This window comes from Corynebacterium sp. LaCa_23, from assembly GCF_058182375.1.
Map to the genome: position 1 here is coordinate 1439253 of NZ_CP190825.1, position 25536 is coordinate 1464788.

21 protein-coding genes, 7 tRNA genes and 1 pseudogene are annotated in these 25536 nt (G+C 56.6%); 14 read left to right on the top strand and 15 right to left on the bottom strand.

Features of this window, described 5'->3' with window-relative positions:
- Position 1: 1 nt before the first annotated feature.
- The 8 genes from ACP8IT_RS06965 to ACP8IT_RS07000 form a co-directional block, all read right to left on the bottom strand.
- Positions 2 to 688: a copper chaperone PCu(A)C gene (locus ACP8IT_RS06965; protein ID WP_490289809.1), complete on the bottom strand. Its 687-nt coding sequence runs from the start codon at positions 686 to 688 to the stop codon at positions 2 to 4.
- Complete coding sequence (locus ACP8IT_RS06970) at positions 688 to 1260, bottom strand: copper resistance CopC family protein (protein ID WP_490289810.1); 573 nt, start codon at positions 1258 to 1260, stop codon at positions 688 to 690. The genes ACP8IT_RS06965 and ACP8IT_RS06970 overlap by 1 nt, the downstream gene beginning before the upstream one ends.
- Before the next feature lie 223 nt (positions 1261 to 1483).
- Positions 1484 to 1559: transfer RNA gene (locus tag ACP8IT_RS06975), tRNA-Gly, on the bottom strand.
- Positions 1560 to 1602: 43 nt separating this feature from the next.
- Positions 1603 to 1674, bottom strand: a tRNA-Val gene (locus ACP8IT_RS06980).
- A 27-nt stretch (positions 1675 to 1701) separates the two neighbouring features.
- Positions 1702 to 1772 (bottom strand) — tRNA-Cys (locus ACP8IT_RS06985).
- A 30-nt stretch (positions 1773 to 1802) separates the two neighbouring features.
- Positions 1803 to 1878: transfer RNA gene (locus tag ACP8IT_RS06990), tRNA-Gly, on the bottom strand.
- Between the two features lie 38 nt (positions 1879 to 1916).
- A tRNA-Val gene (locus ACP8IT_RS06995) sits at positions 1917 to 1988 on the bottom strand.
- Positions 1989 to 2041: 53 nt separating this feature from the next.
- Positions 2042 to 2117, bottom strand: a tRNA-Gly gene (locus ACP8IT_RS07000).
- 256 nt (positions 2118 to 2373) lie between these two features.
- Between ACP8IT_RS07000 and ACP8IT_RS07005 the strand changes: the two genes are divergently transcribed.
- The 5 genes from ACP8IT_RS07005 (at position 2374) to msrB (ending at position 5769) form a co-directional block, all read left to right on the top strand.
- Positions 2374 to 2448 (top strand) — tRNA-Val (locus ACP8IT_RS07005).
- 88 nt (positions 2449 to 2536) lie between these two features.
- Positions 2537 to 3439 carry a DMT family transporter gene (locus tag ACP8IT_RS07010; RefSeq protein WP_237800534.1) on the top strand — a complete coding sequence of 301 codons (903 nt, stop codon included), beginning with the start codon at positions 2537 to 2539 and terminating at the stop codon, positions 3437 to 3439.
- 46 nt (positions 3440 to 3485) lie between these two features.
- Positions 3486 to 4184 (top strand): dihydrofolate reductase family protein, encoded by a 699-nt coding sequence (locus ACP8IT_RS07015; RefSeq protein ID WP_237800533.1) that lies wholly within the window; start codon positions 3486 to 3488, stop codon positions 4182 to 4184.
- A 6-nt stretch (positions 4185 to 4190) separates the two neighbouring features.
- Positions 4191 to 5342: a glycosyltransferase family 87 protein gene (locus ACP8IT_RS07020; protein WP_126319179.1), complete on the top strand. Its 1152-nt coding sequence runs from the start codon at positions 4191 to 4193 to the stop codon at positions 5340 to 5342.
- A 10-nt stretch (positions 5343 to 5352) separates the two neighbouring features.
- Complete coding sequence (msrB, locus tag ACP8IT_RS07025) at positions 5353 to 5769, top strand: peptide-methionine (R)-S-oxide reductase MsrB (protein WP_005283348.1); 417 nt, start codon at positions 5353 to 5355, stop codon at positions 5767 to 5769.
- A gap of 91 nt (positions 5770 to 5860) precedes the next feature.
- Here msrB and hemQ read toward each other — a convergent pair whose 3' ends face one another.
- Positions 5861 to 6562 carry a hydrogen peroxide-dependent heme synthase gene (gene hemQ, locus ACP8IT_RS07030; RefSeq protein ID WP_023017388.1) on the bottom strand — a complete coding sequence of 234 codons (702 nt, stop codon included), beginning with the start codon at positions 6560 to 6562 and terminating at the stop codon, positions 5861 to 5863.
- A 150-nt stretch (positions 6563 to 6712) separates the two neighbouring features.
- Here hemQ and ACP8IT_RS07035 point away from each other — a divergent pair, with 150 nt between their 5' ends.
- Entirely contained in the window at positions 6713 to 7387 is a 675-nt protein-coding gene (locus tag ACP8IT_RS07035) for a DUF3000 domain-containing protein (protein ID WP_023022634.1), read from the top strand.
- Position 7388: 1 nt separating this feature from the next.
- Positions 7389 to 8609, top strand: a complete 1221-nt coding sequence (locus tag ACP8IT_RS07040; RefSeq protein ID WP_490289811.1) for an HRDC domain-containing protein — start codon at positions 7389 to 7391, stop codon at positions 8607 to 8609.
- Here ACP8IT_RS07040 and dxs read toward each other — a convergent pair.
- The 5 genes from dxs to dut all read right to left on the bottom strand — a co-directional run bounded on the left by dxs (position 8606) and on the right by dut (position 14055).
- A complete protein-coding gene (dxs, locus tag ACP8IT_RS07045; RefSeq protein ID WP_490289812.1) occupies positions 8606 to 10504 on the bottom strand; it encodes a 1-deoxy-D-xylulose-5-phosphate synthase in 1899 nt (632 codons plus the stop codon). The two genes, ACP8IT_RS07040 and dxs, sit on opposite strands and share 4 nt — an antisense overlap.
- A gap of 106 nt (positions 10505 to 10610) precedes the next feature.
- The gene (locus ACP8IT_RS07050) at positions 10611 to 11867 is read right to left on the bottom strand and encodes a class I SAM-dependent RNA methyltransferase (protein ID WP_490289813.1); all 1257 of its coding nucleotides are present in this window, start codon (positions 11865 to 11867) and stop codon (positions 10611 to 10613) included.
- The gene (locus tag ACP8IT_RS07055; RefSeq protein WP_005278951.1) at positions 11860 to 12567 is read right to left on the bottom strand and encodes a DUF3159 domain-containing protein; all 708 of its coding nucleotides are present in this window, start codon (positions 12565 to 12567) and stop codon (positions 11860 to 11862) included. The genes ACP8IT_RS07050 and ACP8IT_RS07055 overlap by 8 nt, the downstream gene beginning before the upstream one ends.
- Positions 12568 to 12596: 29 nt before the next feature.
- Positions 12597 to 13568: a DUF3710 domain-containing protein gene (locus ACP8IT_RS07060; protein ID WP_490289814.1), complete on the bottom strand. Its 972-nt coding sequence runs from the start codon at positions 13566 to 13568 to the stop codon at positions 12597 to 12599.
- A 13-nt stretch (positions 13569 to 13581) separates the two neighbouring features.
- Positions 13582 to 14055 carry a dUTP diphosphatase gene (dut, locus tag ACP8IT_RS07065; protein WP_023017381.1) on the bottom strand — a complete coding sequence of 158 codons (474 nt, stop codon included), beginning with the start codon at positions 14053 to 14055 and terminating at the stop codon, positions 13582 to 13584.
- 103 nt (positions 14056 to 14158) lie between these two features.
- Here dut and ACP8IT_RS07070 point away from each other — a divergent pair, with 103 nt between their 5' ends.
- Positions 14159 to 14629, top strand: a complete 471-nt coding sequence (locus ACP8IT_RS07070) for a DUF3093 domain-containing protein (protein WP_474902698.1) — start codon at positions 14159 to 14161, stop codon at positions 14627 to 14629.
- Between the two features lie 334 nt (positions 14630 to 14963).
- Here ACP8IT_RS07070 and ACP8IT_RS07075 read toward each other — a convergent pair whose 3' ends face one another.
- A complete protein-coding gene (locus ACP8IT_RS07075) occupies positions 14964 to 15179 on the bottom strand; it encodes a transposase (protein ID WP_474898002.1) in 216 nt (71 codons plus the stop codon).
- Positions 15180 to 15510: 331 nt separating this feature from the next.
- Here ACP8IT_RS07075 and ACP8IT_RS07080 point away from each other — a divergent pair.
- From ACP8IT_RS07080 to ACP8IT_RS07105, 6 genes and pseudogenes are all read left to right on the top strand, one after another.
- Positions 15511 to 15702, top strand: a pseudogene (locus ACP8IT_RS07080) (NAD-dependent epimerase/dehydratase family protein); the annotation flags it as partial.
- Positions 15703 to 15993: 291 nt separating this feature from the next.
- A complete protein-coding gene (locus ACP8IT_RS07085) occupies positions 15994 to 16593 on the top strand; it encodes a hypothetical protein (protein WP_232218841.1) in 600 nt (199 codons plus the stop codon).
- Between the two features lie 42 nt (positions 16594 to 16635).
- On the top strand, positions 16636 to 17781 hold the full coding sequence (locus tag ACP8IT_RS07090; protein WP_014303371.1) for a Gfo/Idh/MocA family oxidoreductase: 1146 nt from the start codon (positions 16636 to 16638) through the stop codon (positions 17779 to 17781).
- A complete protein-coding gene (locus ACP8IT_RS07095) occupies positions 17763 to 23297 on the top strand; it encodes an amino acid adenylation domain-containing protein (protein ID WP_490289815.1) in 5535 nt (1844 codons plus the stop codon). Before ACP8IT_RS07090 ends, ACP8IT_RS07095 begins: the two co-directional genes overlap by 19 nt.
- A complete protein-coding gene (locus ACP8IT_RS07100; RefSeq protein ID WP_014303369.1) occupies positions 23290 to 23898 on the top strand; it encodes a VOC family protein in 609 nt (202 codons plus the stop codon). The genes ACP8IT_RS07095 and ACP8IT_RS07100 overlap by 8 nt, the downstream gene beginning before the upstream one ends.
- Entirely contained in the window at positions 23895 to 25526 is a 1632-nt protein-coding gene (locus tag ACP8IT_RS07105; RefSeq protein ID WP_014303368.1) for an AMP-binding protein, read from the top strand. Before ACP8IT_RS07100 ends, ACP8IT_RS07105 begins: the two co-directional genes overlap by 4 nt.
- The last annotated feature ends 10 nt before the right edge of the window (positions 25527 to 25536 follow it).

Consider the following 25536-nt stretch of genomic DNA (forward strand, 5'->3'; position numbering starts at 1 on the left):
ATTAGTGCTTGTGGTTTTCTTTCTCGTCGTCCTTGCTGGAGTGGTCGTGACCGGAGTGGTCGTGGCCAGAGTGATCGTGACCGGAGTGGTCATGGCCGGCGTGATCGGAGTGATCGTGGCCTGCGTGACCGTGGTCCATGCCCTCCATGTCGCCGTAGTCCTCATCGCCAGCACCCATGGTGCGGGCCTGGATGGTGCCCAGGTCAAGCTCCTCGCCGTCAGACAGGGTGACCGTCATCTCGAGGGAATCACCAGGCATGATGCCTTCCTTCATGCCCATCAGCATGAAGTGGTCACCGCCAGGAGCAAGCTCGTGGCTCTCGCCGGCCTTGACAACCAAGGGGCTGGATTTTTCGCGCATCTGGCCATCGACGGTCTCGTGAATCTGGTTCGTCTCTGCGTCCAGGCTCGTGGAGAAACCGGTAATCTCGATGTCTTTATCCGAGTGGTTGACCAACGTACCGAAGATGGCGGTCATGTCTTTGTCTTCGTTGGCGCGGACGACGGCGTCCTCGAAGGTCAGGTCCTTATCCGCTGCCGCGGTAGATTTACTGGTTTCTGCAGTCGAAGAAGCGGCCGAAGTCGACTCCGAGTTGCTGGAATCGCTCTCGTTATCCGGGGAGCAGCCAGCAAGAACCAGGGCGCTGAGGGATACGCCGGCAATCAGGTGGGAAATTTTCTTAGTCATTAGTTGTGACCTTTCGAGTCGTTTCGACGGGTTTTAGCAATCAGCAAAGCCAGAACGGCCGCTATGGCCAGCACACCGCCCACTCCCAGGATGATTTTCACCGAGGTGGGCATATCGCTTGAAGAATCTGCAGCTCCATCTGCATCTGCAGCGTCGGTGGAGGAAGCATCATCGCTACCCCCACCTGTGACCGTAAATGAGACCCCGCCGCGCGTTGCGTGTCCATCCGAGGAGGTGATGTTGTAGCCCACCTGGTAGTTACCTGGGCCGGGATCGACATCATCTGGAGTCGTGATCGTCAGATCGCGTTCATCGAGCTCCGGCTCCTGGCTAAAGATCTGTTCCCCAGTGTCCTTATTGGTTACCGCAAAGGTGTTGAACTGGTCTTTAGGGATGCCGGAGAACTCCAGGGTAATTTCCTCAGGAAACTCCTCGAGCTGGTCGCCCTCCTTTACGGTTCCGCCCACGACGGAATCGTGCGCCAGTGCTACGGGGGCGGATCCGCCCGCGATAAGCGCGGTAGCTCCCACTGCCACTGCCGTGCGGCGCAACCAAGGTACGCGATGGCTCATTTTCAGCTCCTTCAGTTCTGAATTTTGCGTGTGCATGCAAAGACATCCTAATCCCACCGAATGCCTTGGTGACAATCGTGGTCATCAGGGTGTCTCTATCAATAGTCGGGAACCATATCCCCATAGTTCCGCACCAAAGCGAAAAAGTCTGCGATCTCCATCACTACAGAAGCTTTGAGATTACCGCATGCAAAAAGCCGCCTTGCTAACAAGGCGGCTTGAATGGAGCGGATGACGAGACTCGAACTCGCGACCCTCACCTTGGCAAGGTGATGCGCTACCAACTGCGCTACATCCGCAGGTAAATCAAAAGATTCACCAAGGGCCACAAGGTGACCCTTGTGCGCGATACTGGGATTGAACCAGTGACCTCTTCCGTGTCAGGGAAGCGCTCTCCCACTGAGCTAATCGCGCCTAATGCCCGAAGGCATTAAGACGTTGAGGTGGAAACGGGAATCGAACCCGTGTGCACGGTTTTGCAGACCGTTGCCTCACCACTCGGCCATTCCACCGTGGCGATACCGCCTCACACAATACAGTGTTGGAGCGGATGACGAGACTCGAACTCGCGACCCTCACCTTGGCAAGGTGATGCGCTACCAACTGCGCTACATCCGCATGCGAAACCAGGCCCAGTTTCTAGGACAAAGTCCTTGTGCGCGATACTGGGATTGAACCAGTGACCTCTTCCGTGTCAGGGAAGCGCTCTCCCACTGAGCTAATCGCGCGCTATTCATTTAGTTCCACTTTCCTTGGTGGCATAATACCCTCTAGAAAAGCGTGGAGCGGATGACGAGACTCGAACTCGCGACCCTCACCTTGGCAAGGTGATGCGCTACCAACTGCGCTACATCCGCATCGCGCCGCAGTGCTTAATGCTTTGCGGTGCGTGAACAAACATTATCGTGCTCCCTGCTAGTTTCCAAATCCCCAGCCCAGCACACCTATTGCGCGGCGTAAATCACTCACTTATCGACGGTGTGAATTGCAGGGTTGTCATTTAACCCGCGCGCTCACCTTCCCAGACATATCCGTTTTAACCCCACCTTCCGCGCCCTCCATCCAGCCAATTAGGAAAATGGAATGCACCGGGTGTAGATTTATCCCCCGCAAGGTCCTATAGCTCAGTGGGAGAGCGTTCCGTTCACACCGGAAAGGTCACTGGTTCAATCCCAGTTAGGACCACCACCGCCCACCTAAGCTTAATTTCGTTTGCTTAGATGGGCTTTTCCCATTCAAGTAGGCTTTTTGGCTTATCTGAGTAAAGTGTCCACCCGTGTTGTGGATACTTTTGGGAATTCTTGCTGGTCTGGTTTTACCGATACAAACGCTGGTTAATACTCGCCTTCGCGCCTCCACCGGTACCCCGTTTTCCTCCTCGATGATTTCCTTCGCCGTAGGAACGGTAACCCTGCTCATCGTGGCCACCGCCGTTACCGGCGGTAACTACGGCATTGCCCAGGCTTTTAACGAGCCACTCTGGATTTGGTTCGGCGGTTTGCTGGGCGTTGTCGCTTTGACCGGAAATATTCTTCTCTATCCGCACCTAGGCGCGGTACAGACTGTGGTCTTACCCATTGCCGGGCAAGTCATCATGGGTCTCATTGTTGACCACTTCGGGCTCTTCGAGTCCCCTCAATCTTCTCTCACAGCAGTGCGTGCCATCGGTGCCATTATCGTGCTTATCGGCGTGATTGCGGTGGTAGCTACCCCGAGCGCTGCAACAAGTAGTGAGGATTCCGCGACCGCCCTGTGGCTCTGGCGGCTCGCCGGGTTTATCTTTGGCTGTTTTACCGCTAGCCAATCCGCTATCAACGGACATCTGGGCCAAGTCACGGGCTCCCCAGTCAGTGCTGCGCTGGTATCTTTCGCCGTCGGCGTTACCGCCCTGGTCATCGTCAATATCGTGTTGCGCTGGCGCCCCCGCATCGAGCGCCCGGAAGGAAAACCTAACCCGTGGTGGATGTGGATAGGCGGTGTATTGGGCGCGCTTTTCATCTTCGGCAACGCCGCCCTCGTTCCGCAGATTGGTACTGGCCTCACCGTCGTCGCCGGCCTGCTTGGCTCGATGCTGGGCTCGCTCATCATTGACCGCGTAAGCGGCGCCCCCATTAAGTCCCGCCAGGTCCTTGGCATTGCCCTGCTCTTAACCGGTGTTGTGCTCATTCGGCTGGTGTAGTTAACGGGGGCCCTTCAGGCTCGCACAACCATTACACTGGCAGAACATGGACATAGCTTCGCTTTTAGGGCCCGAGCCCACTCACCTACCCGCCCTCCGGGCCAATATGGTTTCTACCCTCACCGGGTCTGCCACCATCAACAACCTCTCTGAGGCCATGGGCAATGACACCGATGGAAAGCTTTTCCAGGCCCTGCGCAGCTGGGCGGACGTTGTTTTTGTGGGTGGGCAAACGGTCAGGTCAGAAGATTATTCGGGAGTAGAGCAACACTCTCCCGATTCGCCTCCCGCTCCCATTGCCGTACCCACGCAAAGCTTGAAGTTTGAGCCGGACTCGAAATTCTTAACCCACTTCACCACCGCCCCGCTCTTCCTTGTCCCCCACGCGGCGCTGCAGAACCCGGAGGTGTCCGCGAGGAAAGGTCCTCTTGAGGCGGCAGGCGCAGAGGTAATCGATGCAGGTGAAGGCACCATGCAGGACTACCTCCGCATATTGCGGGAGCGTGGATTTCAGCGCATCCTCTGCGAGGGTGGGCCAGGAATGCTCGGCCAGCTGGTGCATATCGATGCCATCGACCAGATGTATCTCACCTTGGATCCCCACCTGTCCACCGGCGTGGAAAAGCCCGTGGCTACCTTTCATGGCACGCACTCCCACCGCCGAATGCACCTAGAAAATATTGCCGCAGATACTGATAGCACGGTGTTTCTGCGATACTCGCGCGCGTCTGAACCCGTAGACTAAAAGGTCGTGTCTGCTCGAATAAACGCCGCCGCATGGCCTATTGCCGTTCTCCTCGTCATTCAGCGCGTTTTCATCGTCGCGCGCAATGGGACGCTGACTGATGATTTCACCACGGTCTATAGCGCGCTAAGGCGCATGGTCGACGGTATTCCGGTGTATGAGCAGGCCTATAACCATGTGGATCCGTTGTATCTCTACACCCCGGGTGCAACGCTATTCCTATCGCCTTTAGCGTGGCTCGATTTTGGCCCAGCGCGCGGGCTTTTCATCGTGGTCAATGCCCTTGCCATCATTGCCGCATTAGCACTGCTGACCCACGTGGTGGGAAGAAAGCTCACCTCGCCGGTGTTTCCGGTCTCTATCGCTTTAGCCTTCGCCACGGAATCTGTCACCAATACTTTGGCGTTTACCAATATCAACGGTGTGCTCTTATTCTGCATGGTGCTTTTCCTGTGGGCTTTCTTAGAGGCTGAGCGCACCCCGCAGCTCGCGTGGGTTTCCGGCATAGCCATTGGGCTAGCCATTTTGATTAAGCCCCAATTCGCACCCCTCCTCTTCTTGCCCCTAGTCAAGCTGCAGTGGCGCAACCTCCTCGCGGGGCTGGGGATTCCAGTGGTGCTTAACCTCCTCGCGTGGCCCCTGGTGCCCGGTGCAAGCGGTTACCTGGACAAGCTTGTGCCCTATCTGTCCACGACCCGCGATTATGCCAATTCCTCCTGGGCGGGATTACGCGCCTATGTGGAATTTGGACCAGTCCTCTACTGGGTGGTGTGGGTAATCTTCGCTGCCTTGATCGGCTGCGCAGTGCTTGGGCTATTGCGGTGGCGACAATCCGAACCGGTGTTTTGGGCGCTGACGACGAGTGGCGCGATTATGGTGGGGATCTTCTTCTTGTCCTCGCTAGGACAGCAATATTATTCAATGTGGCTATTCCCGCTGATATTCACCGTAGTCCTGCCGCGCTCGGTCTTTCACTCAGTGGGCGCATGGGTGGCCGCGTTCCTGTTCTTGGCGCCTGTGTCATGGACATCGCACGCGCACCCGGATGCTGGGCGGTGGATGAACTTCTTCTCCGGCACCGTGGGATGGAGCCTGCTCATCGTCATCATCTTCGCCTGCGTTGCCGGATGGTGGCGTGCAACGCAAATAAAGGATTAAACTTAAAGTCATGACTGATTTTAAGCTCATTGCTGATGCCGACTGGCAAAAGCGCCTTAGCCCCGAAGAATATTACGTATTGCGCGAAGCTGGTACGGAGCCTCCGCACGTGGGCAAATACACCGATACCACCACAGAAGGTGTCTACTCCTGCAAGGCCTGCGGCGAGGAGCTATTCCGTTCCACCGAGAAGTTCGATTCCCACTGTGGTTGGCCTTCCTTCTTCTCCCCGCTAGCCGGTGACAAGATCATCGAACGGGAAGATAACTCCTTGGGCATGCGCCGCATCGAGGTACTATGCGCCAACTGCGAGTCCCACTTGGGCCACGTTTTTGAAGGCGAAGGCTACGATACCCCGACTGACCTGCGCTACTGCATCAACTCTATTTCCTTGAACCTGGAAGAAAAGCCCATCGAGGAAAACTAGGATTTCACTACCACGCGCAGTGAGATCAAATGACAGCGCTGGGAGCTCGCTCCAGTAAAGGGTGCTCCCAGCGCTGTTTTTGTTTCACATCTTAAGGCAAAACCTTAATGAGTTCTGCGATGTCCTTCACGCGGCGTCCGGTGTGGAAAGGAATTTCCTCGCGGACGTGGTGGCGGGCTTCGGTATAGCGCATCTTATACATCAGGTCCACGATGCGGTGCAGCTCGTCGGCCTCAAAGGCTAGCACCCACTCATAATCCCCAAGCGCGAATGCCGGCACAGTATTGGCGCGCACGTCGGGGTAGTCGCGTGCCTGCATGCCGTGTTCCATCAAAATGCGGCGGCGCTTTTGTTCGTCCATCGTGTACCAGTCATACGAACGCACGAATGGATAGACGGCAATCCACTCCTTGGGCTCTTCCCCCATGATGAAGGAAGGCAAGTGGGATTTATTGAACTCGGCCGGCCGGTGCAAGGCGTTTCCAATCCAGGTCACCTCGCTTACCTGGCCCAAGGTGGTCTCCCGGCGGAAATCGCCGAAGGCTTTTTGGATATCGGAAAATTCCTCAGCGTGCCACCAGATCATGAAGTCTGCAGAATCGCGCATCGCGGTCAGATCGTAGACGCCGCGAACGGTGACCTTATTGTCCTTTTCTAGCTCCGCAAAGAATTCTTGGGCTTGGGAGATAATCTCCTCGCGCTCGGTGCCCAGACCGCCTGGAATCACCTTAAAAACGGCGTGTTGGGAGTACTGCTGTACTTCGTTGAGTTCCTTGAAATCGAGCTTCGCCATTGCCTTCTCCTTTGCAGAAGCTTATTCGAATATTCGGACATATCCATCATAAGTTGGAGTTACACCGATTGTCATCCCTCTCCCCTGTGTGCCTCCCACTATCGGCGCGCCTCCGCCAGCTCAAGGTGGTGAAACTATAGCTTTATCAAGGTGAGTAATTCCGAATCGACCACGCCCAGCGCCGGTAAGAATGCCGGAGGCAACTCCGGAGATGGTGCAGCCTTTACCTCCCTACGCCGCAACGACGAGGCACAAGAGCCGACGACGCCGCCGGCATTTACTCAGGCGGTAGAGTCCATGCACGCGGCCGCTCTTCGCCCTGAGATTAGCCTCGGGTCCATTCGCCCACCGCAGCGGCTAGCCCCCTTTAGCCACGCCATTGGCCTTGAGGTGGGCACGGAAGAGGAGCCCGATATTATCGCCACCGATTCAGATGGCGATGCCTTCGGGCGCCTCATCCTCCTCCATGACCCAGGCGCGGAAGAGGCCTGGGAGGGCGCGATGCGCCTAGTGGCGTATATCCAGGCCGATATGGATGATTCGGTAGCAGGAGATCCGTTGCTGCCGGACGTCGCCTGGCAGTGGCTCAATGAAGGCTTAGAAAAAGAGGGCGCGGAGCTTACCAACCTCGGCGGCACCGTCACCTCCACCGCTTCGGTCCGCTTCGGAGAGATCGGCGGTCCCCCGCGCGCTTATCAGATTGAAATGCGCGCATCGTGGACCGCGGAGGGACTAGATTTAGCACCGCACGTGCAGGCCTTTGCACAAGTCTTAGCCAACGTCGCGGGCCTGCCGCCTGAAGGCGTTACTGAGCTCGGCCGCTAAGATGGTGGAATTTCGGAAGCGTCCGAAGGAGGGTATTCCGAAGGTCTTATCCACCCCGGCGGAATTTGCCGAGGCGGCCGCGCGATTGCAGGCGGGCACCGGGGCCTTTGCCATCGATACCGAACGCGCCTCAGGTTACCGGTACGATGACCGCGCCTTTCTCATCCAGATTCGCCGTAACGGCGCCGGGACGATGCTTTTTGCTCCAGAAGGCCACCGCGCGGAGTTAACCCAGGTGCTGGCCCCGGTGCTCAATGGTCAGCACTGGATCATTCACGCCGCCCCCTCGGATCTCCCCTCTCTTGGGTGGCTCGGGCTTTTCCCCGGCGCCCTTTTCGATACGGAATTGGCCGCCCGGTTTGCTGGCTTTCACCGCACCAATTTGGGCGCCATTATCGCGGAGCTTTTCGATGTCCAGTTAGAAAAGGGCCACGGCGACGATGACTGGTCCATCCCGCAGTTGAGTGAAGAAATGCGCGCTTATGCCGCACTCGATGTCGAGCTCCTGCTGGAACTAGCTACGACGCTGCGCGATATCTTGGCCGAACAAGAAAAGCTGGAGTGGATGCTGGAGGAGTGCGCGGCAATCGTCGCCAAGCATGCACATGACACCTCCCCACAGCCGGGCTCCTGGCGCGATATCAAGGGAGTATCGAGCTTAAAGAATGGGAAGCAGCGCGCCGCGGCGCAATCACTGTGGAACCTGCGCGATGATATTAGCCGGCGAACCGATACCGCGCCTGGGCGGGTACTGCCCAATAAGGTCCTGGTAGAGATTGCCCGGATCCTGCCCAGCACGCAGCCGCAGCTCACCCACATCAGGGGATTTCCGCGCCGGCGCAAAGGCGCCGCGCAGCGCTGGTTGCGGGCGGTGCAGCAGTCCCAGAATATTCCACCGCGGGGGCGCCCGGGTGCGCTCCGTGAGGAAAGAACCGTTCCCTCCAAATCGGTGTGGTCCAGGGAGTATCCAGAACTGTGGGAGGAGTATCAGCAAATCCGCGCCGCCGTTGGGGACATCGCCGAAGAGCTCGGGCTACCATCGGAGCTGCTACTGCGACCCGCTACCCTCCGCGCTGCCGTGTGGGCGGCGATTGGTGGGAGCGGCACCATCAGCCAGCCTGAAGACGTGCCCGCCTTCCTAGAAAGCGAAGGCGCGCGGTCATGGCAGGTCAACCTCGTTGCCCCGGCATTGATCGCGAGCCTATTTTCCCAGCCGCACTAATCGGTGAGGTTGTCTACCCACTCGGTAATCGATGCAGCAATGAGCCCTGGGCTTAGGCCAAACTCTTCCAAAACCTCGCCGCGGGAACCGTGCTTGGGGAAGTAGCCAGGAACGCCAAGGCGCCGCACCGGGGTATCCACCTCTGCGGCTCCGAGAGCCTCAGCAATCATGGACCCGATGCCGCCGCGAATGAGGCCGTCTTCTACCGTCACCACCAGATCGTGATCTGCCGCCATAGCGATGACGGAGCTTGCCACTGGCGCGACCCATCGCGGGTCAATGACCGTGACGTTGAGCCCCTGCTTCTCCAGCTCTTGCGCGGCCTTAATGCTCCGTGCAGACATCGCACCGATAGAAACGATGAGAACCTCGGGGGTATCCTCACCGGCATCGGCCTCGCCGTAGTAGAGGATATCGACGCCATCGGCAAGCGTATCCACGGCTTCCATATCGGGCAGCAAGTTTCCCTTGGGGAACCGGACGACTGAAGGCCCAGAATCAATGTCCAGAGATTCGTGAAAGAGCTCGCGCAGGCGCGCACCATCGCGCGGGGCAGCGATGTGCATGCCAGGGACAATGCTCATTAAGGACATATCCCAAATTCCGTTGTGGGAGGCGCCATCAGATCCCGTCACGCCCGCACGGTCCAGCACGATGGTCACCGGCAGCTTGAGCAAGGCAATATCCATGATCACCTGATCCACAGCCCTATTCAGGAACGTGGAATACACAGCCACCACGGGGTGCATGCCGCCCAAAGCCAAACCAGAGGCAGAGGCCATCGCGTGCTGCTCGGCGATGCCCACATCAAAGAACCGCTCTGGGAAACGCTCCTGGAAGGGAGCCAGCCCTGTAGGACCCGCCATGGCTGCGGTGATTGCAACGATGTCATCGCGCTTTTCCGCCGCCGCGACCAATTCTTCAGAAAATGCGGCCGTCCACCCCGGCTGCTTGGTGCCCTTCGCTACGCCGGTTACCGGATCGATAGCGCCCGTCGAGTGCATCTGATCCTTCGGCTCATTGACCGCAGGCGCAAACCCGTGGCCCTTTTCCGTGACCACATGCACGATAATGGGGCCCTCATAATCGCGGGCATAGGAAAGCGCATGCACCAAACCATCGATGTCATGGCCGTAGATGGGGCCAATATATTTAATGCCCAGCTCAGGGAAAATCTCCGTGGGCAAGACCGTGGACTTGACGCCTTCTTTCATGGCATGGAGCGCATCAAAGGCGCGCTCGCCTACCCACCCCATGGATTTCAAGCGGCGCTTGCCCTGCTCCATGAGCTCGTCGTAGCCATGCTGGGAACGAATGCGCCCCAGGTTTTCAGAAATGCCGCCGATCGTGGGCGAATAGCTGCGACCGTTGTCATTGACCACGATGACCGCATTGCGCTTTTTATCTTCAGAGATATTATTGAGCGCTTCCCAGCACATGCCGCCGGTAAGCGCGCCATCGCCGACGATGCCGATGACGTTGCGGTGGCCTTCCCCGCGAATCTTGAAAGCCTTAGACAGTCCATCCACCGTCGATAGCGAGGCGGAAGCATGCGAGGATTCCGTCCAGTCGTGCTCGGACTCACCGCGGTCCGTATAACCGGACAGGCCACCCTTTTGGCGCAGGGTATCGAATTGGGCCGTGCGGCCAGTCAACATTTTGTGCACATAAGACTGGTGGGAGGTATCGAAGATGATGGGCTCGCGCGGGGAATCAAAGACCCGGTGCAGCGCAATGGTCAATTCCACCACGCCCAAATTGGGCCCCAAGTGCCCACCAGTCACCGATACCTTATCGATGAGGCGCTGGCGAATATCCGCCGCAAGTTCCTCCAACTTTTCTGCAGGCAGTGCCTTCAGGTCTTGCGGCGAGTTTATGGTATCCAAGATAGTCATGGAGCGGCCTTCAACTCCTTCTGTGCTTAGTTCTTCCTATCCACCGTACCCGTGGTCCGTATTTTCTTTTATATCGGCTCATTACTTCAGGCGAGGTATTTTCGCGTTAAACGGAACTCTGCGCCGGCTTATCTGCTTCCTTATCTGGGGTAATAAGAGCGATAACCTCAAAGTGATGGGTGCCAGGAAAGGCATTGATTAGCGCCATTTTCTCAGGCTTGTACCCAGCGCTGTGCCACAGGGATAGATCGCGGGCAAAGGTTGCGGGATCGCAGCCCACATGAACCACGGCCTGCGGCTTTGCCTCCGCCACGGCGCGGATAACCTGCTCGCCCGCCCCGGTTCGCGGCGGATCGAGCACCACGGCACCAGGTTGGGGCAATTGCGCAGCAACCTGTTCTACCTTCGCGGATTTGACTGCAATATCGATATCACGCAACCCCGGCTGCGTAGTCGCCGTTGCCGCGGGCGAATAGTCCACGGAAATGACTTTTCCGCCGGTGGCTTCTGATAGCGCGGGCGCGAATAAACCGACGCCGCCGTACAAATCCCAGGCAATCTTCTGCTGGTAATTCCGGCCGGCCAGCCACTGCCCCGCCATAGCGCTATAAATCTCCGGCGCCGCAACATGCGCTTGCCAAAAGGCCGTGGCAGGGAAGGAAAACTCGCGGCCATTGACGTATTCGACCACGGTGCCAGAGCCCTCGATGACCTCGCGAATGGTCTCCACGCGCCTGCCCCGCGGTGCCTTGCGCGTTTCCACCACATGCCGGTTACCCGCGCCATCGAGAACCGCGACGATTTCGGCCCCCGGGGTAAAACGCCGCGCGCCGTCGCCTACCAAACCATCAATCAAGCCATCTGCTAGTTGGGTACAACCGACAGAAGTCACCAGCTCATTCGAGCGGTACTTCCGCAATCCGGCGCGGCCTTGCTTGTCGACGCCCAACCTGACCCTCGTCCGCCAGCCCCGTACCGGCGGCAGGTCGTGTTGTTCAATAGTGAGGGACTCGAGCCCTTCTATGCCGCTACGGCGCAGCTGTTCGCGGAGAACGTCCATCTTTATGTCTAGTTCCGCTGCGGGATCCAACTCTGCAAAATCGCAGCACCCAGCACCAAGCTCCGCGGCGGGGCAACTACTGGGTACGCGCAGAGCCCCTGCGGTGACGATGCTATCGAGTTCGCCCTTGATAAAGGACTTTTTCACCTTACCGGCGGTTGCGCGAACCGTGTCCCCCGGAAAAGCCCGAGGGACAAAGACGACGCGCCCGTCTGGAGCGTGGCCTATGCCGAGTCCACCATGGGCCATGCGGTCAATGGTGACCTCCAGGGTGTCTCCGCGAGATAGAGCGGACTCATTCATTTTCTGCCTCGAACTCTTGTGTACTGCGATCTGAACTTGTGGCAAGCCCGGCATTTTCTGCCGCTTCTACCGCGGCATCTGCGCGGCGCACCATCCACACGGTCAATGCGGTCACCAATAGCGTCAAGGGCCAGCCCATGACGATCCTGGTAATGCCCAAGGCGGTCGTCTCCCCGGCATCATAAATCGCGCGCTGGATAATAAACCGCGCTAAGAAGATAACGGCCCACCCGGCGGTGGCAATGGAATAGGCCCTGCGCGCAAGCTTTACCTTCTGCCAGGCCATATCATCGCCGTTCAAGCCCTTCCAGATAACGCCAACGGCCGGCCACCGGAAGAGAATTGATAGCGACGCGGCGATAAACAGGGCCAGTGACATCCAAATGCCGTATAGGAAGTAGCCTTTGGCATCGCCGGTAAACCAGGCGATGGCGGCGCAAATGGCCACCCCGATAAGGCCAGAGATGGCCGGCTGAATGGTCTGTTTGCGAACGATGCGCCATATGGCGATCACTACCGCCACACCCAGCGCGGAGATGAGCGCCGGGGTTAGGCCGTAAAGGCTATTAACTGGAATAAGGACGACGATGGGCAAGGTGGCCGCAACCAGTCCGGGAAGGCCTCCCATTTGTTCCAACAGAGTTGGCTCAGTATCGCGGTCCTGGTCGTCGCCTAGCTGTGGAGCCTGCGGCTCCGGCAAAGAGTTACTCACGTAGCGTTCTGCTTTACTTACTTATCGGTATCGGGGTTAGACCCCTTGTCTTTGTCATGTGTAGGAGATTCATTCTCCCCCTCGTGTGGCTGCGCGCCCAAATCGCGCAGTTGCTGTTCGGCTTCCGCCTCAGCTGCGGGATCGGGGCCGCCTACTCCGTTTTCTGGGTGACCTTGGGCCGCCTGCCCCTGGGAATTTGCGCCTGATTGGTCCTGCTGGCGCTTTTCCATGGCTTGTTTGACCTGCTCCACCAGCTGCTTGGGCATGATGACCGGCAGTGCATTGCCCGCCAAAATGGGATCTTCACCGCGGTAGACAAAGGTGCGCGATAGTACATCGCGCGCAATCTGTGCCAAATCTTCTTCAAGGCCGGTCGGTGCTGCAAGAGTCAAGCGCAGCATCCACCGCGGGCCTTCGGCACCAATGACGCGGAGCTGACCGTTGTCATTTTTGCCAACGATTTCCAAACCCCAGGGGCCTTGCTCCGTGGTGACGGATAGCCCATCGCGGCTCATGCCTTCCTTGATTTCTTCCACGGATTCAGCCCACTGGCCAGGCTTGCGTGGAGCTGCGAAGGCAACGGGAGTAATACGGCCCGCCTTGGTGACAATGTGCAGCATCTTCGGGCCTTGTTCGCCCATTTCTACCTGGACCTGGGAATCCTTGGGCAGCGGAATGCGCATCGAGCCAAGGTCAAGGATGCCGATGGAAGAATCAGAAAAGTCAAAGTCTTCGATATTGACGGAATCGCCATCGAAGGGGCCGGTTTCGCCATTTACGGCGTCGTGGGCAAACTCCGTTGGCACCTGTCCCGAAGCTGCGGCGGCATCGGCAGCCGTATCTTTTACGGATGCAAAGGAATTCGATTCAGCCGAAGCCGATCCTGCGGAATCAGCGGCAGGCTCTTGCGGCTGCGACTGCCGTGAGGCCTCCGGCTCTTCCTTCCGGTTGTCATCGTTTTTCTTTTTGCCAAATGGCCAAATACCCATTTTGTAATCCTTCCTATACCCCGGTTGATCCGTAGCCGCCGGTACCGCGGTCGGTCTCATCCAAGTCTTCTACTTCGCTAAAATCCATTAGTTCTACACGCTGTACCACGAGTTGAGCGATGCGCATGCCGCGCTCGATCTCGATCGGGGTGTGGGAATCGTGGTTGATCAGGCACACCTTGATCTCCCCGCGGTAGTCAGCATCCACGGTACCCGGCGTATTGACAATGGACAGCCCGTGTTTAGCTGCTAGGCCAGACCTCGGATGGATTAAGCCCACGGTGCCCAGCGGCAAGGCCATGGCTATACCGGTGCCAACGAGGGCGCGTTCGCCAGGTTGGAGGGTAAGCGCCTCGGCAGCATAAAGATCGGCGCCGGCGTCACCCCGATGGGCCCGAAATGGCATCGGCAGTCCTTTATCGAGGCGCTTAATTTTGACGTCTCCAACTGGCGTTAGTTCCTGCGGTAGCGAATTCGAATCAGTCACTTAGCCAATCCTACCTGCCCCAGCCGGTTCATTCTGCGCCTGGAGTGGACTAGACTGCCTAGACGTGTCTGATATTTCTGCTCCTCAACCCGCTGACCCGAAAGTGTTGTATCGCGAACGCCAATGGGTGCCGTGGTACTTCTGGATTTTTGCAGCAATCGTTGTGGCTTTAACCTCAGCTACGGCCGGACTCAACCGCTCTGTGTGGTGGACCATCATTCCCGCGGTCCTGCTCGGAGCCATCGCTATCTGGGTGCTCATCACGTGGTCTGGGACCGTTGTGCAAGTAGAACAAGATGAAGATGGCACGCGGTGGCTGCTCGTCAAAGACGCACAGCTACCCAATGAGGTTGTCTCTCGTTCGATTACCGTTCCAAAGTCTGCGCGCCATAACGCACTGGGCCCGCAATTCGATCCGGCCGCGTTCTTGGTCTCGCATGCCTGGATTGATGAGCACGCCATGATGGTTCTCAATGATCCTGAAGATGACACCCCATACTGGCTCATAGCCTCGAAAGATCCAGACCAGCTTCTCCGCGCCTTTCTACCGGGGCAGCATACAAAAGCTCGCTAAATTCTTGAGTTCGTCGCAACGATGACGTTTATGGGCCTGACCCCGGAAAGTGGATACCTCAGGAGTCAGGCCCAAGCACAACACTGCTACCAAATAGCCGGTCGCAACAATCCTTGCGCCAATAACGGCCTCAGAATACATTTTTAACCTGCAGTTTTACGGGTGCTGACCCGTGTATAGAACGAGGAACGATTGAGCTTTACAACGTGGCACATCCGCGTGAGCCGAGTACTCTATTCGGTGGTCATAGACACACTGGCAGCAGAACTCCCGTGAGTCTGCTTGAAGCAAAATATTTAGCAGCCTTACGCAGAATATCGCGTTCTCTTTTGTCTCACTGGCGGATTTGCTCAGAATCAGTCGTCGCCTGGGATTGATCGTGCACGGCTTTTATGCGGACACGTTTGCCGGTGCCGTACTTTTTGACCCATAAATGTAGCGAGGCTCGATTGATGCCGAGCTCTGCTGATGCTGAATTCAACGAGAGGTCCTCATTGTTCTCATAGAGGGCTACGGCATCGCGTTTGAACTGTTCGGAGTACCTGGACATGGTGGTAGATTGCCAATCTTGCCAGCCCGACTAGGCTGGATATCAGGTGTCCACCAAATGGGGGTCAGGTCCTGCACCGTCTAGGGCCTCTTGCTATGCCACGACACCACCAAAACACCCCCTGCCTATCCTTTTGACCCGGCCCAACGACCCCTACCCCCAGCCAGGTAGCTATGTTGCTACGCACTCTAGATTGGGAAGAGCCGTTTTACCCTCTATCTATTGCAACTCATTGCCGCGCAGGGTAGCCTAACCTAAACAGGCGCTATCTGGCGTTATGTGCTCGCTAAGAAAAGGACATTGAGTGGTTCGCACAGGAGAGACGGCAAGAGTGGGGGTTCTCGGTTCGCATGGCGAAGTAGGCCGCCAAGTAGCCGCACTGTTGCGCGCTAGCGGACATATGGTGAACTGCGGGAATCGGTCTCACCACACATCAGATGAGCGCACCGCTATCGTTGACGCTCACGACGAGGAATCTGTCAACAAATTTTCCCGTGACCTTGATGTCGTCGTCAACTGCGCCGGACCGTCATGTCTTCTCAAGACCTCAGTAGCGTCGGCACTACCAGACTCAGCGGGCTATATAGACCCGTTCGGAGCCAACTCATTCGACAACTATCCCACCAACCGTCCGTGCGTGGTCAACGCCGGCGCTACCCCCGGTCTCAGCGGTCTATTACTACGCCACCTGGCGGGCCTAATCGACGACTGTCAATCGGTAACTCTCTGCACTGGTGGACGCGACCGGGGCGGGCTGTCGGGTCTGGTCGATGTGGTGCTAAGTACCCACAACTCCTACGGACATCCTGGGAAGATGATTGTCGACGGCGACCTCGTGGCTTACCAACCTGGGAGCATCCACGCTGAAGATCTGGAACCTTTCCCAAGCGATGACGGACTCATAGCAAGCCCGTTCGTCACCAACGAGCTACGCAAGGTGGCCCAAGATTTCTCTATTCCGCGCCTCATAGGGGTCACGGCCATACCGGACCGGGACACCCAGCAGTTACTTTTACGTGCGCTCTCACAAACCGACATATCAGACCCAACCACGCTCATGAATTTGTGCGCAGACATAGCTGCAGCGAAGACCAAACTCGATGCCGGAAAGAACCACTGGTTTGCCATCCAAGCCACTGTCCACGGCACCCTACGGGGCCGCCCTGTTCGCGTCTCAGGCAGTGTCCACGCACCGGACTCCACCTTCATCACCGCTCTTTTTGTTGCGGAAGCGACAAAAAGCGTTATCCGCGACGAACTACTAACCGGGCCGAAATGGGGCTATGAGCTGCCGGCCCCTCAAACTGTCCTCTCGTCACTGGCCTCTTACAACGTCGACATTAAAATCGTCGGCCCTACAGCAACTACCGACGCACCTCAATGGAGTGATGACGACGATGCAGGCTTCATTTAAAAACCCCGGTATTTCGGCTCAGAACCTAGAAAGGCCCGTCGCATGAACACTGTACGCGTCGTCGTATGCGGCACAACATTTGGCCGTATATACATCAACGGGATAAAAAAGCTTGCGGATAAATTTTCGCTGGTAGCAATCCTATCTCAGGGCAGCGAACAGTCGCGCCGGCTGGCAGAGCAGCTAGGCGTACCTCTGTGTACCAAGATCGAAGATCTCCCCGCTTTTGATCTTGCCTGTGTGGTGGTCAGATCTAGCGTCGTTGGCGGTTCCGGCACGCAGCTCGCCCTAGAGTTTTTAAGCCGTGGCAAGCATGTAGTGATGGAGCACCCGATCCACAAGAAAGACTCTGTAGATTGCTACCGGATGGCAGCGAAAAATAACGTGCAGTTCAAGCTCAACACCTTCTACCGCTGGAATCCAACCATATCCCGGTACTTGGAAATCGCAACAACACTAACCAGGCAGTTCAAAATCATCCACATAGACGCCGAATGTAGCATTCATTTTCTATTCTCAACGCTCGATATCATCGGAAGGATTACCGGCGGTTTTACCCCATGGAGCTTTGATGACGACACCCAAGTTACCGGAATATTCACTACGCTCACCGGTTCGATACGCAAAACCCCGCTCTGCTTGCGCGTGGTTAATCACAACGACCCAGAAAAGCCAGACGATTTCGCTCACGTGGGGCATCGAATAACTGTTTTCACGCACGCCGGAAATCTGGTGCTCACCGAGACTGACGGAACCATCATCTGGCACCCAAACACCCCAATCCCACGAGATCAAGCTGGCTTGCTAAGCACTGCTGCCGATGATCGTTTGAGCACTCTACAGTTGCATGAGAATCTCCTTATCGAGCCGTGCGTTACCCGTGTCGCCCTCTACGACCATACCTGGCCTGCAGGCATTGCGGAGTTTCTAAACGAAGTATATGACAAGTTGGCGTGCTCCAAGAACGAAGCGCAAGAAGCCGAATACCTCCTGGCATTGTGCGCAGTCTGGGCGCGCACCGGACAATTACTGGGTCCCACATGTACCGTCCAAGCAGCTATGCATGCCGAACCACTCAGTCTCGAGAGTCTGATGTGGCCGCTGGGGGAGTCTCATACCTCCCCCATTGAGCGAAACAACCCCAACCACCGGAACACAGGAGAGATAACATGGATGTCACAGCGCTGATTAACGACCTTGAATCCCGCGGTATAGCGCTATGGGTGAACGGCGATCGACTCAACTACCGTTCACCCAAGGGTTCCTTGCGCGAGGAAGACCTCGCGGCCTTAAGGTCAAATAAGGAAAAGGTTTTGGCATGGTTGCGTGAGCGGGAGGCCGTTCCGCATGATGAGCAAGCACGGTTCGCCCCCTTCCCCATGACCGATATTCAGCGCGCATACGCAACCGGTCAGAACGAAGGCTATGATCTGGGTGGCACCGGGTGCCACAGCTACGCCGAAATACGAACGGAACGCCTTGATCGCAGCCGCCTTGAACAGGCCTGGCACGAACTCATCCAGCGCCATGACATGCTCTCTGCAGTGGTCGTTCCACCGGATTCGCTGCAGGTGGTTAAATCTCGCAGTTTGCCGGTGCTACAAGCTGTAGACCTCGCGGGCCACAACCCAGATGTCCCGGACGCCGAGTATCTTCGTCACCGCGCAAAATTGGAAAACCGTAGCTACCCGTTGGGCACCTGGCCACTGCACGAATTCCAGCTTTTGCAATTTGACGAATGCAGCATCCTACAGTTTTCGGTGGACATGATCATCGCCGACTTTGTAAGCGTGAGGGTGATGGTCGAGGAACTTCTAACTCTCTACGCAGGTAACGTTCTACCGGAACTAGAGGACACCACGTTTCGGGATATAATCACCTCCCGTAACCACCACAGCCAGAGTGCCGCTGGCTTCGCTGCACGCACCAATGCAAAAAAGTACTGGTCCGAGATCATCCCCTCGTTGTCCGGCAAACCCTTACTGCCGACGCTGACCTCAGCCGATCGCACATCCGAAATGCCGGTGCGTTTCACCCGGCGTACCTGGCGATGCTCGCCAGCAGCATGGTCAAAGCTCACCGACGCAGCAAGCACTCACGGCGTCACTCCTTCGGCGACGCTACTTACCGCCTACGCCGATGTACTGCGCCGTTGGTCCTCCACAAGTGACTTTTGCGTCAATGTCACTTCGATGAACCGAGATTCTGCCATTGCCGGAATCAACCGTACTATCGGAGACTTTACCGAGATGACCCTACATGCTTGCCATCCGCACACTGGAACCTTTAGTGAGCGCGTGCACGCAACCCAGGAGCAGCTATCCGAAGAGCTATCACACGCTGCGTATTCCGGGGTTGACGTGTTGCGCGATATAGCCCGCACTACCGGGCAGCCCGCGGTAATCCCGGTAGTATTCACCAGCGCGTTGGGTGCAGACACACCGCACAACAATGGTCCGGCCTACAACCTTGTCTCCGGCGTAAGCCGAACGCCGCAGGTATGGATTGACTGTCAGGCATTCCAGGACGGAGGCTCTTGCAACGTCAACTGGGACGTGCGAGAGGACGTCTTTGAACCGGCGTTGATCGACGACATGTGGGAGTCATTTACCGACCTACTCGATCGCCTGGTCGACGACGGTTCGGCGTGGCAGGAAACTGATTCAGTCCACTTGCCCGATAAGACGATCGCCATCCGTAACCGCATTCACAAAACCCACGTACAGCAGACCACCCGATGCCTCCACGACGGGTTTTGGGATAACGTCCAGCAGCACCCACACCAGCCAGCGCTGGTGTGTGGCGGAAAAACCTACAGCTACCAACATCTGGCTGGCTACGTCGGGGCATTACAGCATGAGCTCTCTGATGTCGGTCCCGGAGATTACATTGCCATCGTCCTAGGTAACGGAGTATGGCAAATAGCTGCCGCTGTTGCCGTGGTATCAACTGGTGCAGCCTACGTGCCGATCGATCACGAGCAACCCGCAATCCGCCAACGTTCAATGATAGAAGCGTGTCGTCCTGCCAACGTCATCACTAATTCTCATTTCTCCGAAGAAAATACCGATATCTCCAACATCAACGTCGATACTCTCAGCCCGATACAGTACAGTGGCACCATAGCCTCACCGGTTTCCCCCACCGAAACCGCCTACATCATCTTCACCTCAGGCAGCACCGGAATTCCAAAAGGTGTTGTCGTTACGCACTCGGCTGCAATGAACACCATAGATAGCGTGAACAATCTCCTCGGCCGAAATAAAAGACGCACGGTATTGGGGGTATCGAAGTTATCCTTTGACTTATCCGTGTATGACATCTTCGGTACCTTCGCAAGCGGTGGCACTTTGGTCCTGCCGTTAGACGAGGAATCGCGAAACCCCAGCAAATGGATCGATTTCCTTGTTGATAACAACGTCGATACCTGGAACTCTGTTCCTGCACTGTTCCAAATGCTTGTGCGAGAGGTAGAGGTGACCCGTCACCCGAACATCCTCAGCCTAGACCTGGTTATGCTGTCCGGAGACAGGATCCCGGGCACTCTCCCAGCGCATGCTGCACCCCACTTCCCTAATGCTGAACTCATCAGCCTCGGCGGCGCCACGGAGGGCGGAATATGGTCGATTTTCCACCCGATGACCTGTCACACAAATGAAACTAGCATACCATATGGTACCGCGTTACCCAACCAAGGAATGTGGGTGCTCGACGAGGCCTGCAATGAGTGTCCGGACTGGGTGCGAGGGCAAATCCATATTTCCGGGGAAAGCCTAGCCACCGGTTACCTCAACGATCCAACCTCCACAGCAGAGAAATTTTTCTTTTCCGAAAAGCATGGCACACGTATGTACGCTACCGGGGATATAGGAAGCTACCGCCCAGACGGCGTAATCGAGTTTCACGGCCGTCGGGACAATCAACTAAAAATCAACGGCTATCGAGTGGAAACCGGCGAGATAGAAGGAGTCCTCGAATCCAACGACTTCGTCGAACGCGCTATAGTACTCACCCAGGAAACCAGTGACCCAATTAAACTACATGCTTTCGTCACTGATGCACAGAGCGACAAAGATGAGCTCAAGGATGCTGGGCAAATCAGAAACTCGGAGCTCCGTACAATGCTTGAGCAGCGCTGGACACCTGCAGATACGAGCCTTGACACGGGAATATTTGCCACATGGATGCGGCTGGGAAACGAAGCCGCGATGGCTGCTTTGCTCGCGGCTTTCCAACAAGCCGGTGTTTTCCTCGTTGCAGGAAAATACCACACTCTTACGGAAATCACCGCGGCGATCCATCCCTCCGAAGAGTATCGCGAACTCATAACCCGTTGGCTCAATATTCTGACTGGAGAAGGCTTAGCCACTAAGGATGATGAGGGTTGGACTGTCAGCCAACAGACCCTGGACTTCTTCGTGTTCGGAGAGGCCTGGGATCAGTTCGGCAACATGGAAGCGGAAATCAATAACAGTAAGGAATTATTCAATTACCAACGGCACGCAGCTGAGGCGCTTCTTTCCCAGTTGCGCGGAGAGATCAGTCCCACCGAGGTGTTCTTCCCGGAGGGAGATACCCATAACGCCCGCACCATTTACGGCGAAAACCGCATTAGCAAGGCGATGAATGCTGCGGCCGCAGAGGCAGTGATCGGCATTGCCGAGCACCACGCTGATCATCCGGTAAGGATCCTCGAGGTCGGCGCTGGCATAGGTGCTACGACGGAAAAAATTGTTAGCCGACTCCCCGAGAACGTAATCGAATACCGCTTCACCGATATTTCGACATTCTTCCTACATAAAGCCCAAAAAATGTTCGCGCATTGTGGTGCCATGACCTATGGCCTGTTTGATATGAACTCAGACTGCACATCGCAAGATGTAGAGTTCGGCGGTTACGACATCATTTTGTGCGCCAACGTACTGCATAATTCAGTAAATATCGAGGAGTCATTCACCCGCTTAAAGCAGCTGCGCCGCCCCGGGGGCGTGATCGTCATAGTAGAGCCGATCACTGAACTTTACGCAGCCCTTATCTCGGTGTCCATCAAGATGAATCTGGTTGATTTCACGGACCACCGTGCGGAATCACACAAGGTGTTCATCGAGGACGCGCAGTGGGATCAGGTCTTCAGGGATACCCAGATGCACCGCATCGCGGAGTACCCAAACACTAGTGACCCGTTGCGCGAATGCGGGCAACGACTCATCATCGTTGGTGCCGATGACGACGATGTCCCCACGCTCAACAGTGAAGACATTCTGGGCTACCTGCGTGCTCACCTACCGGGTTACATGGTTCCGGCTTCCGTCAATGTACTACCGGAATTGCCGTTAACCTCAAATGGCAAGGTAGACCGCAAGGCCCTAGCGCAACTCTGCTTAGAACCGGTGGGAAGCCCCAACAACCGGATCGATCCTCCACGCAACGAAACGGAAGAGCAGATAGCGACTATCTGGCGCGATGTCCTCGACACCACGGAGGTTGGGCGCAATGATGACTTCTATGCGCTTGGGGGTGACTCACTGCTCATGGCCGAAACGGTAACCCGGCTCCGCCAAGAAATACCTGGCCTACAGCAGCACACGTGGGACGCCCTTATGCGTGGCGTACTCAAGGTGCCAACCATCGCAGGCATTTCCGCGCTAGCACAGGCTGCAGGAAGTAGCTGTCAACCCGAAGCATTAAAAGCCGTTAATTCTGCTAATCATACCTCCCCTGAACTGACTGCTCTGTCTACTGTAGCCAGTGGCTCTCCAACTGGGTCTTCAAATCTGCATGTATACCGATTGCCGAAGGACGCAACGTTCTGCCGCGTGATGATCCACGCTGGCACTGGCCGCCTGAAGGACTACGAGTTCTTGATGCCCGAACTGCTTCAACGCCAGCCAGAGATTGCCCACGTTGGTTTTACCGCTGGTGACGCAGATCGATTCCTGGACTACACAACCCGTACGCTGATCAGGGATCTGGCCCAGAGCTACGCCCAGGAACTTGATGAGTTGGATATGGAATCTTATCAGTTGGTCGGCTACTGCATTGGCGGTATGTTAGCGCTGGAGACCGCGAAGGCGCTCACCGAACTCGGCCGCGACGTGCGCCAGGTAACTTGCATCAGCACCCACCAGTGCCCGCACCGGGTCACTAATGAACTGCTGTGTGAGCTCGCCTATGGGTGCATTTTCAACGCTGACCTAAGTGCAATGGGGGCGAACTTCGACCTCAAAACCCTCGCAGCAGCCCTGGAGCACACCCTTGATGGCATCAACCGCAATATCAGTGACGAAGAACTGTGTACCCTTGAAGGCCCATACGCAGATATCGGGGAATTCTTCCAAAAGATGGCGGTGTTGAGTCCCAGGGCGCGCCGCAAACTCATCTACCGAAGCATCCGTGAATTCGACACAGACTCCGAGTCCACTCGCGGGATGCTGGACATCCTATACGATGTCTTCCGGCATTCGTTACTCGGAACCATCGACTACGTCCCCGATGTCTATTTCGGTGATGTAGTCGTACTGCAGCCTACCGAAGGTGTAACTGGTTTTTACCCGAGCCTAGGCGGAGACATCGATTGGCCAGCGACCGTGCTCGGCAACCTGCAGATACATGCCGTGGCCGGTTCTCATGCCACCTGCCTGCTACAGGAGAACGTACCCTCACTACTTCCGTTCTTCACGGAGAGGGAACAACGAAATGGCTAATGTGGGACACATTATCTATAAAGCAGACGACCTAGAGAACTCAATTAATTACTTCCGTTCGCGCGGCTTTGACGTTGAACCAGGACAACAGAAAAACGCTGCAAGCGCGCTTATTTATTTCTGCGAGGGTCCCTACCTGGAGATACGAGAGCGAGCCGACGTACCACCGTTTTTCCGCCAACTTTTACACCTTACTGGCAATGGAAAATTCGTCGACTCCTATGACAGATTCGCCACCATGTCACAGGGGTACTCACGGGTGGTACTGGAGGCGCAGCGCAAGGAATTTGACCACATAAAGGAGATTTTTGATTCTCATCAAACCAAGAGCCTGACAATCCCGTTCTCCCGCAAGGATCCCGCTGGCAGACGGCTCGCCTGCTGGTGTCTGTCACCCGACGACTGGGCGATCCCGCTTTTCGTGACCCCCTTTGCCATTGATACCCATCGCAGCACCCCGCATCCTAACGGGATTACCCACATAACCGACATCGATTTTGCGGCCAGTGAGAAGACATTAAGCATTTGTAAGCACGTTGGTGTCGACGGCGGCCTCACCTGCCGTTCCGGCACAGGCACGATTGATTTGGAGTTTGCATGAGAGGGCGCGATATCGACCGCAACAGTGTGTTGAAGCATTACGAAGGCACCGGCCACCTGGCCCGAAAAAGCCTGTGCCAGGAACTGTTCGAATCATCCGAGATTTATTCGGACCATGTAGCTGTCATCGCTGACGACGCACACCTGACCTACGCACAACTCGAGCAATCACTTTGTGTGTTCACCGAGGAGCTACGAGAAAGCGGCCTCTCGCCAGGAGACCACGTGCTACTGCAACTGCCAAACACCGCAGCGTATGTGGTGACTCTGCTTGCGCTGATGCGCGTGGGTGCTATCCCAACCCTGCTGCTTCCCGCGCATAGAGAGGCCGAAGTTGCAGCGTTGTGTGAGTCTTTACACCCAGTTGCTTATATCGGTGGCCGCGACCATCTCGGTTTTGACACCGTAGCCATGGTAGAGGCTATGGGACCCGGCGAGCTCGGACTCAAAGAACTGTGGGCCGATAACGGACCCACGCACGACAAGGAGTCCTCGTACCGAGTTCTGCCAGGTCTCTTCACTGCCCCGATTTCTACCAAATGTTCTCCGCCTACTAAGTGGCCGGATCCACGCAGCGTTGCGCTGAATCTTTTGTCTGGCGGAACCACGAACATGCCAAAAATAATTCCCCGGGTACATGAGGCGTATGCATATAACACCCGTGCGGCGGCACAGTGCTGCGGCGTCGGGCCAGATACGGTATACTTGGCGGTTCTATCTACCTCTCATGATTTCGCTTTAGCTCAGCCCGGGATTCTGGGCACCTTGCTTTCGGGCGGCACTGTGGTTCTGTGCACCAGCGCAGCCTTCGATGAGGCGTTTCCGGCCATTGCGACCCACGGGGTCACGCTGACTGCACTAGTTCCTGCGGTAGCCCAGGTGTGGGTGGAGGCCGCAGAGTGGTTTCCCGCAGATTTCTCTTCCTTGGAGCGAATTATCATTGGCGCAGCGGCGCTTAACGACGGCTTAGGTGAGGCAATACAGGATCGTTTCGGTGTGCGTATCCACCAGGGTTATGGCATGGGTGAAGGCATCACTACGTTCACGCGTATTGATGACCCTCCAGCGGTGATTCTTGGCACGCAAGGTCGTCCCATCTCTGATGCTGACGAGTTGGTAATCGATGGCCCGGGAGGCGAGCCGGGAGAGATACTAGAAAAGGGCCCTTATACTTTCTTCGGCTACGAAGGAAACCGCGATACCCCGGACTGTTTCACCGAGGATGGTTTCTTCCGCACCGGTGACCGTGGCTACCTTACCGAGGACGGCAACCTGGTGCTGTGCGGGCGCGTGGTTGAACAGATCAATCGCCTGGGCGAAAACGTCTCCCCTTCTGAGGTCGAGACACTCTTGTCTGGAACTCCAGGCATTAGTGCTGCAGCCGTCTTCCCAATGCCAGATAGAGCACTGGGAGAGCGCACCGTTGCAGCCATCGTCGCCCAACCAGGCGTTAACCGCTCCGCCATTCTGGATGATTTCCTCACCCGAGGCGTAGCCCGATACAAGGTGCCGGACCAGGTGATCACTGTCGACGAAATTCCACTGATCAACATCGGCAAGGTCGACAAGAAAAAGCTGCGTGCTCTCGCGGCAGCGCAATTTACTGACCGTGAATCCGAACAAAGCTGAGAGGACAAGA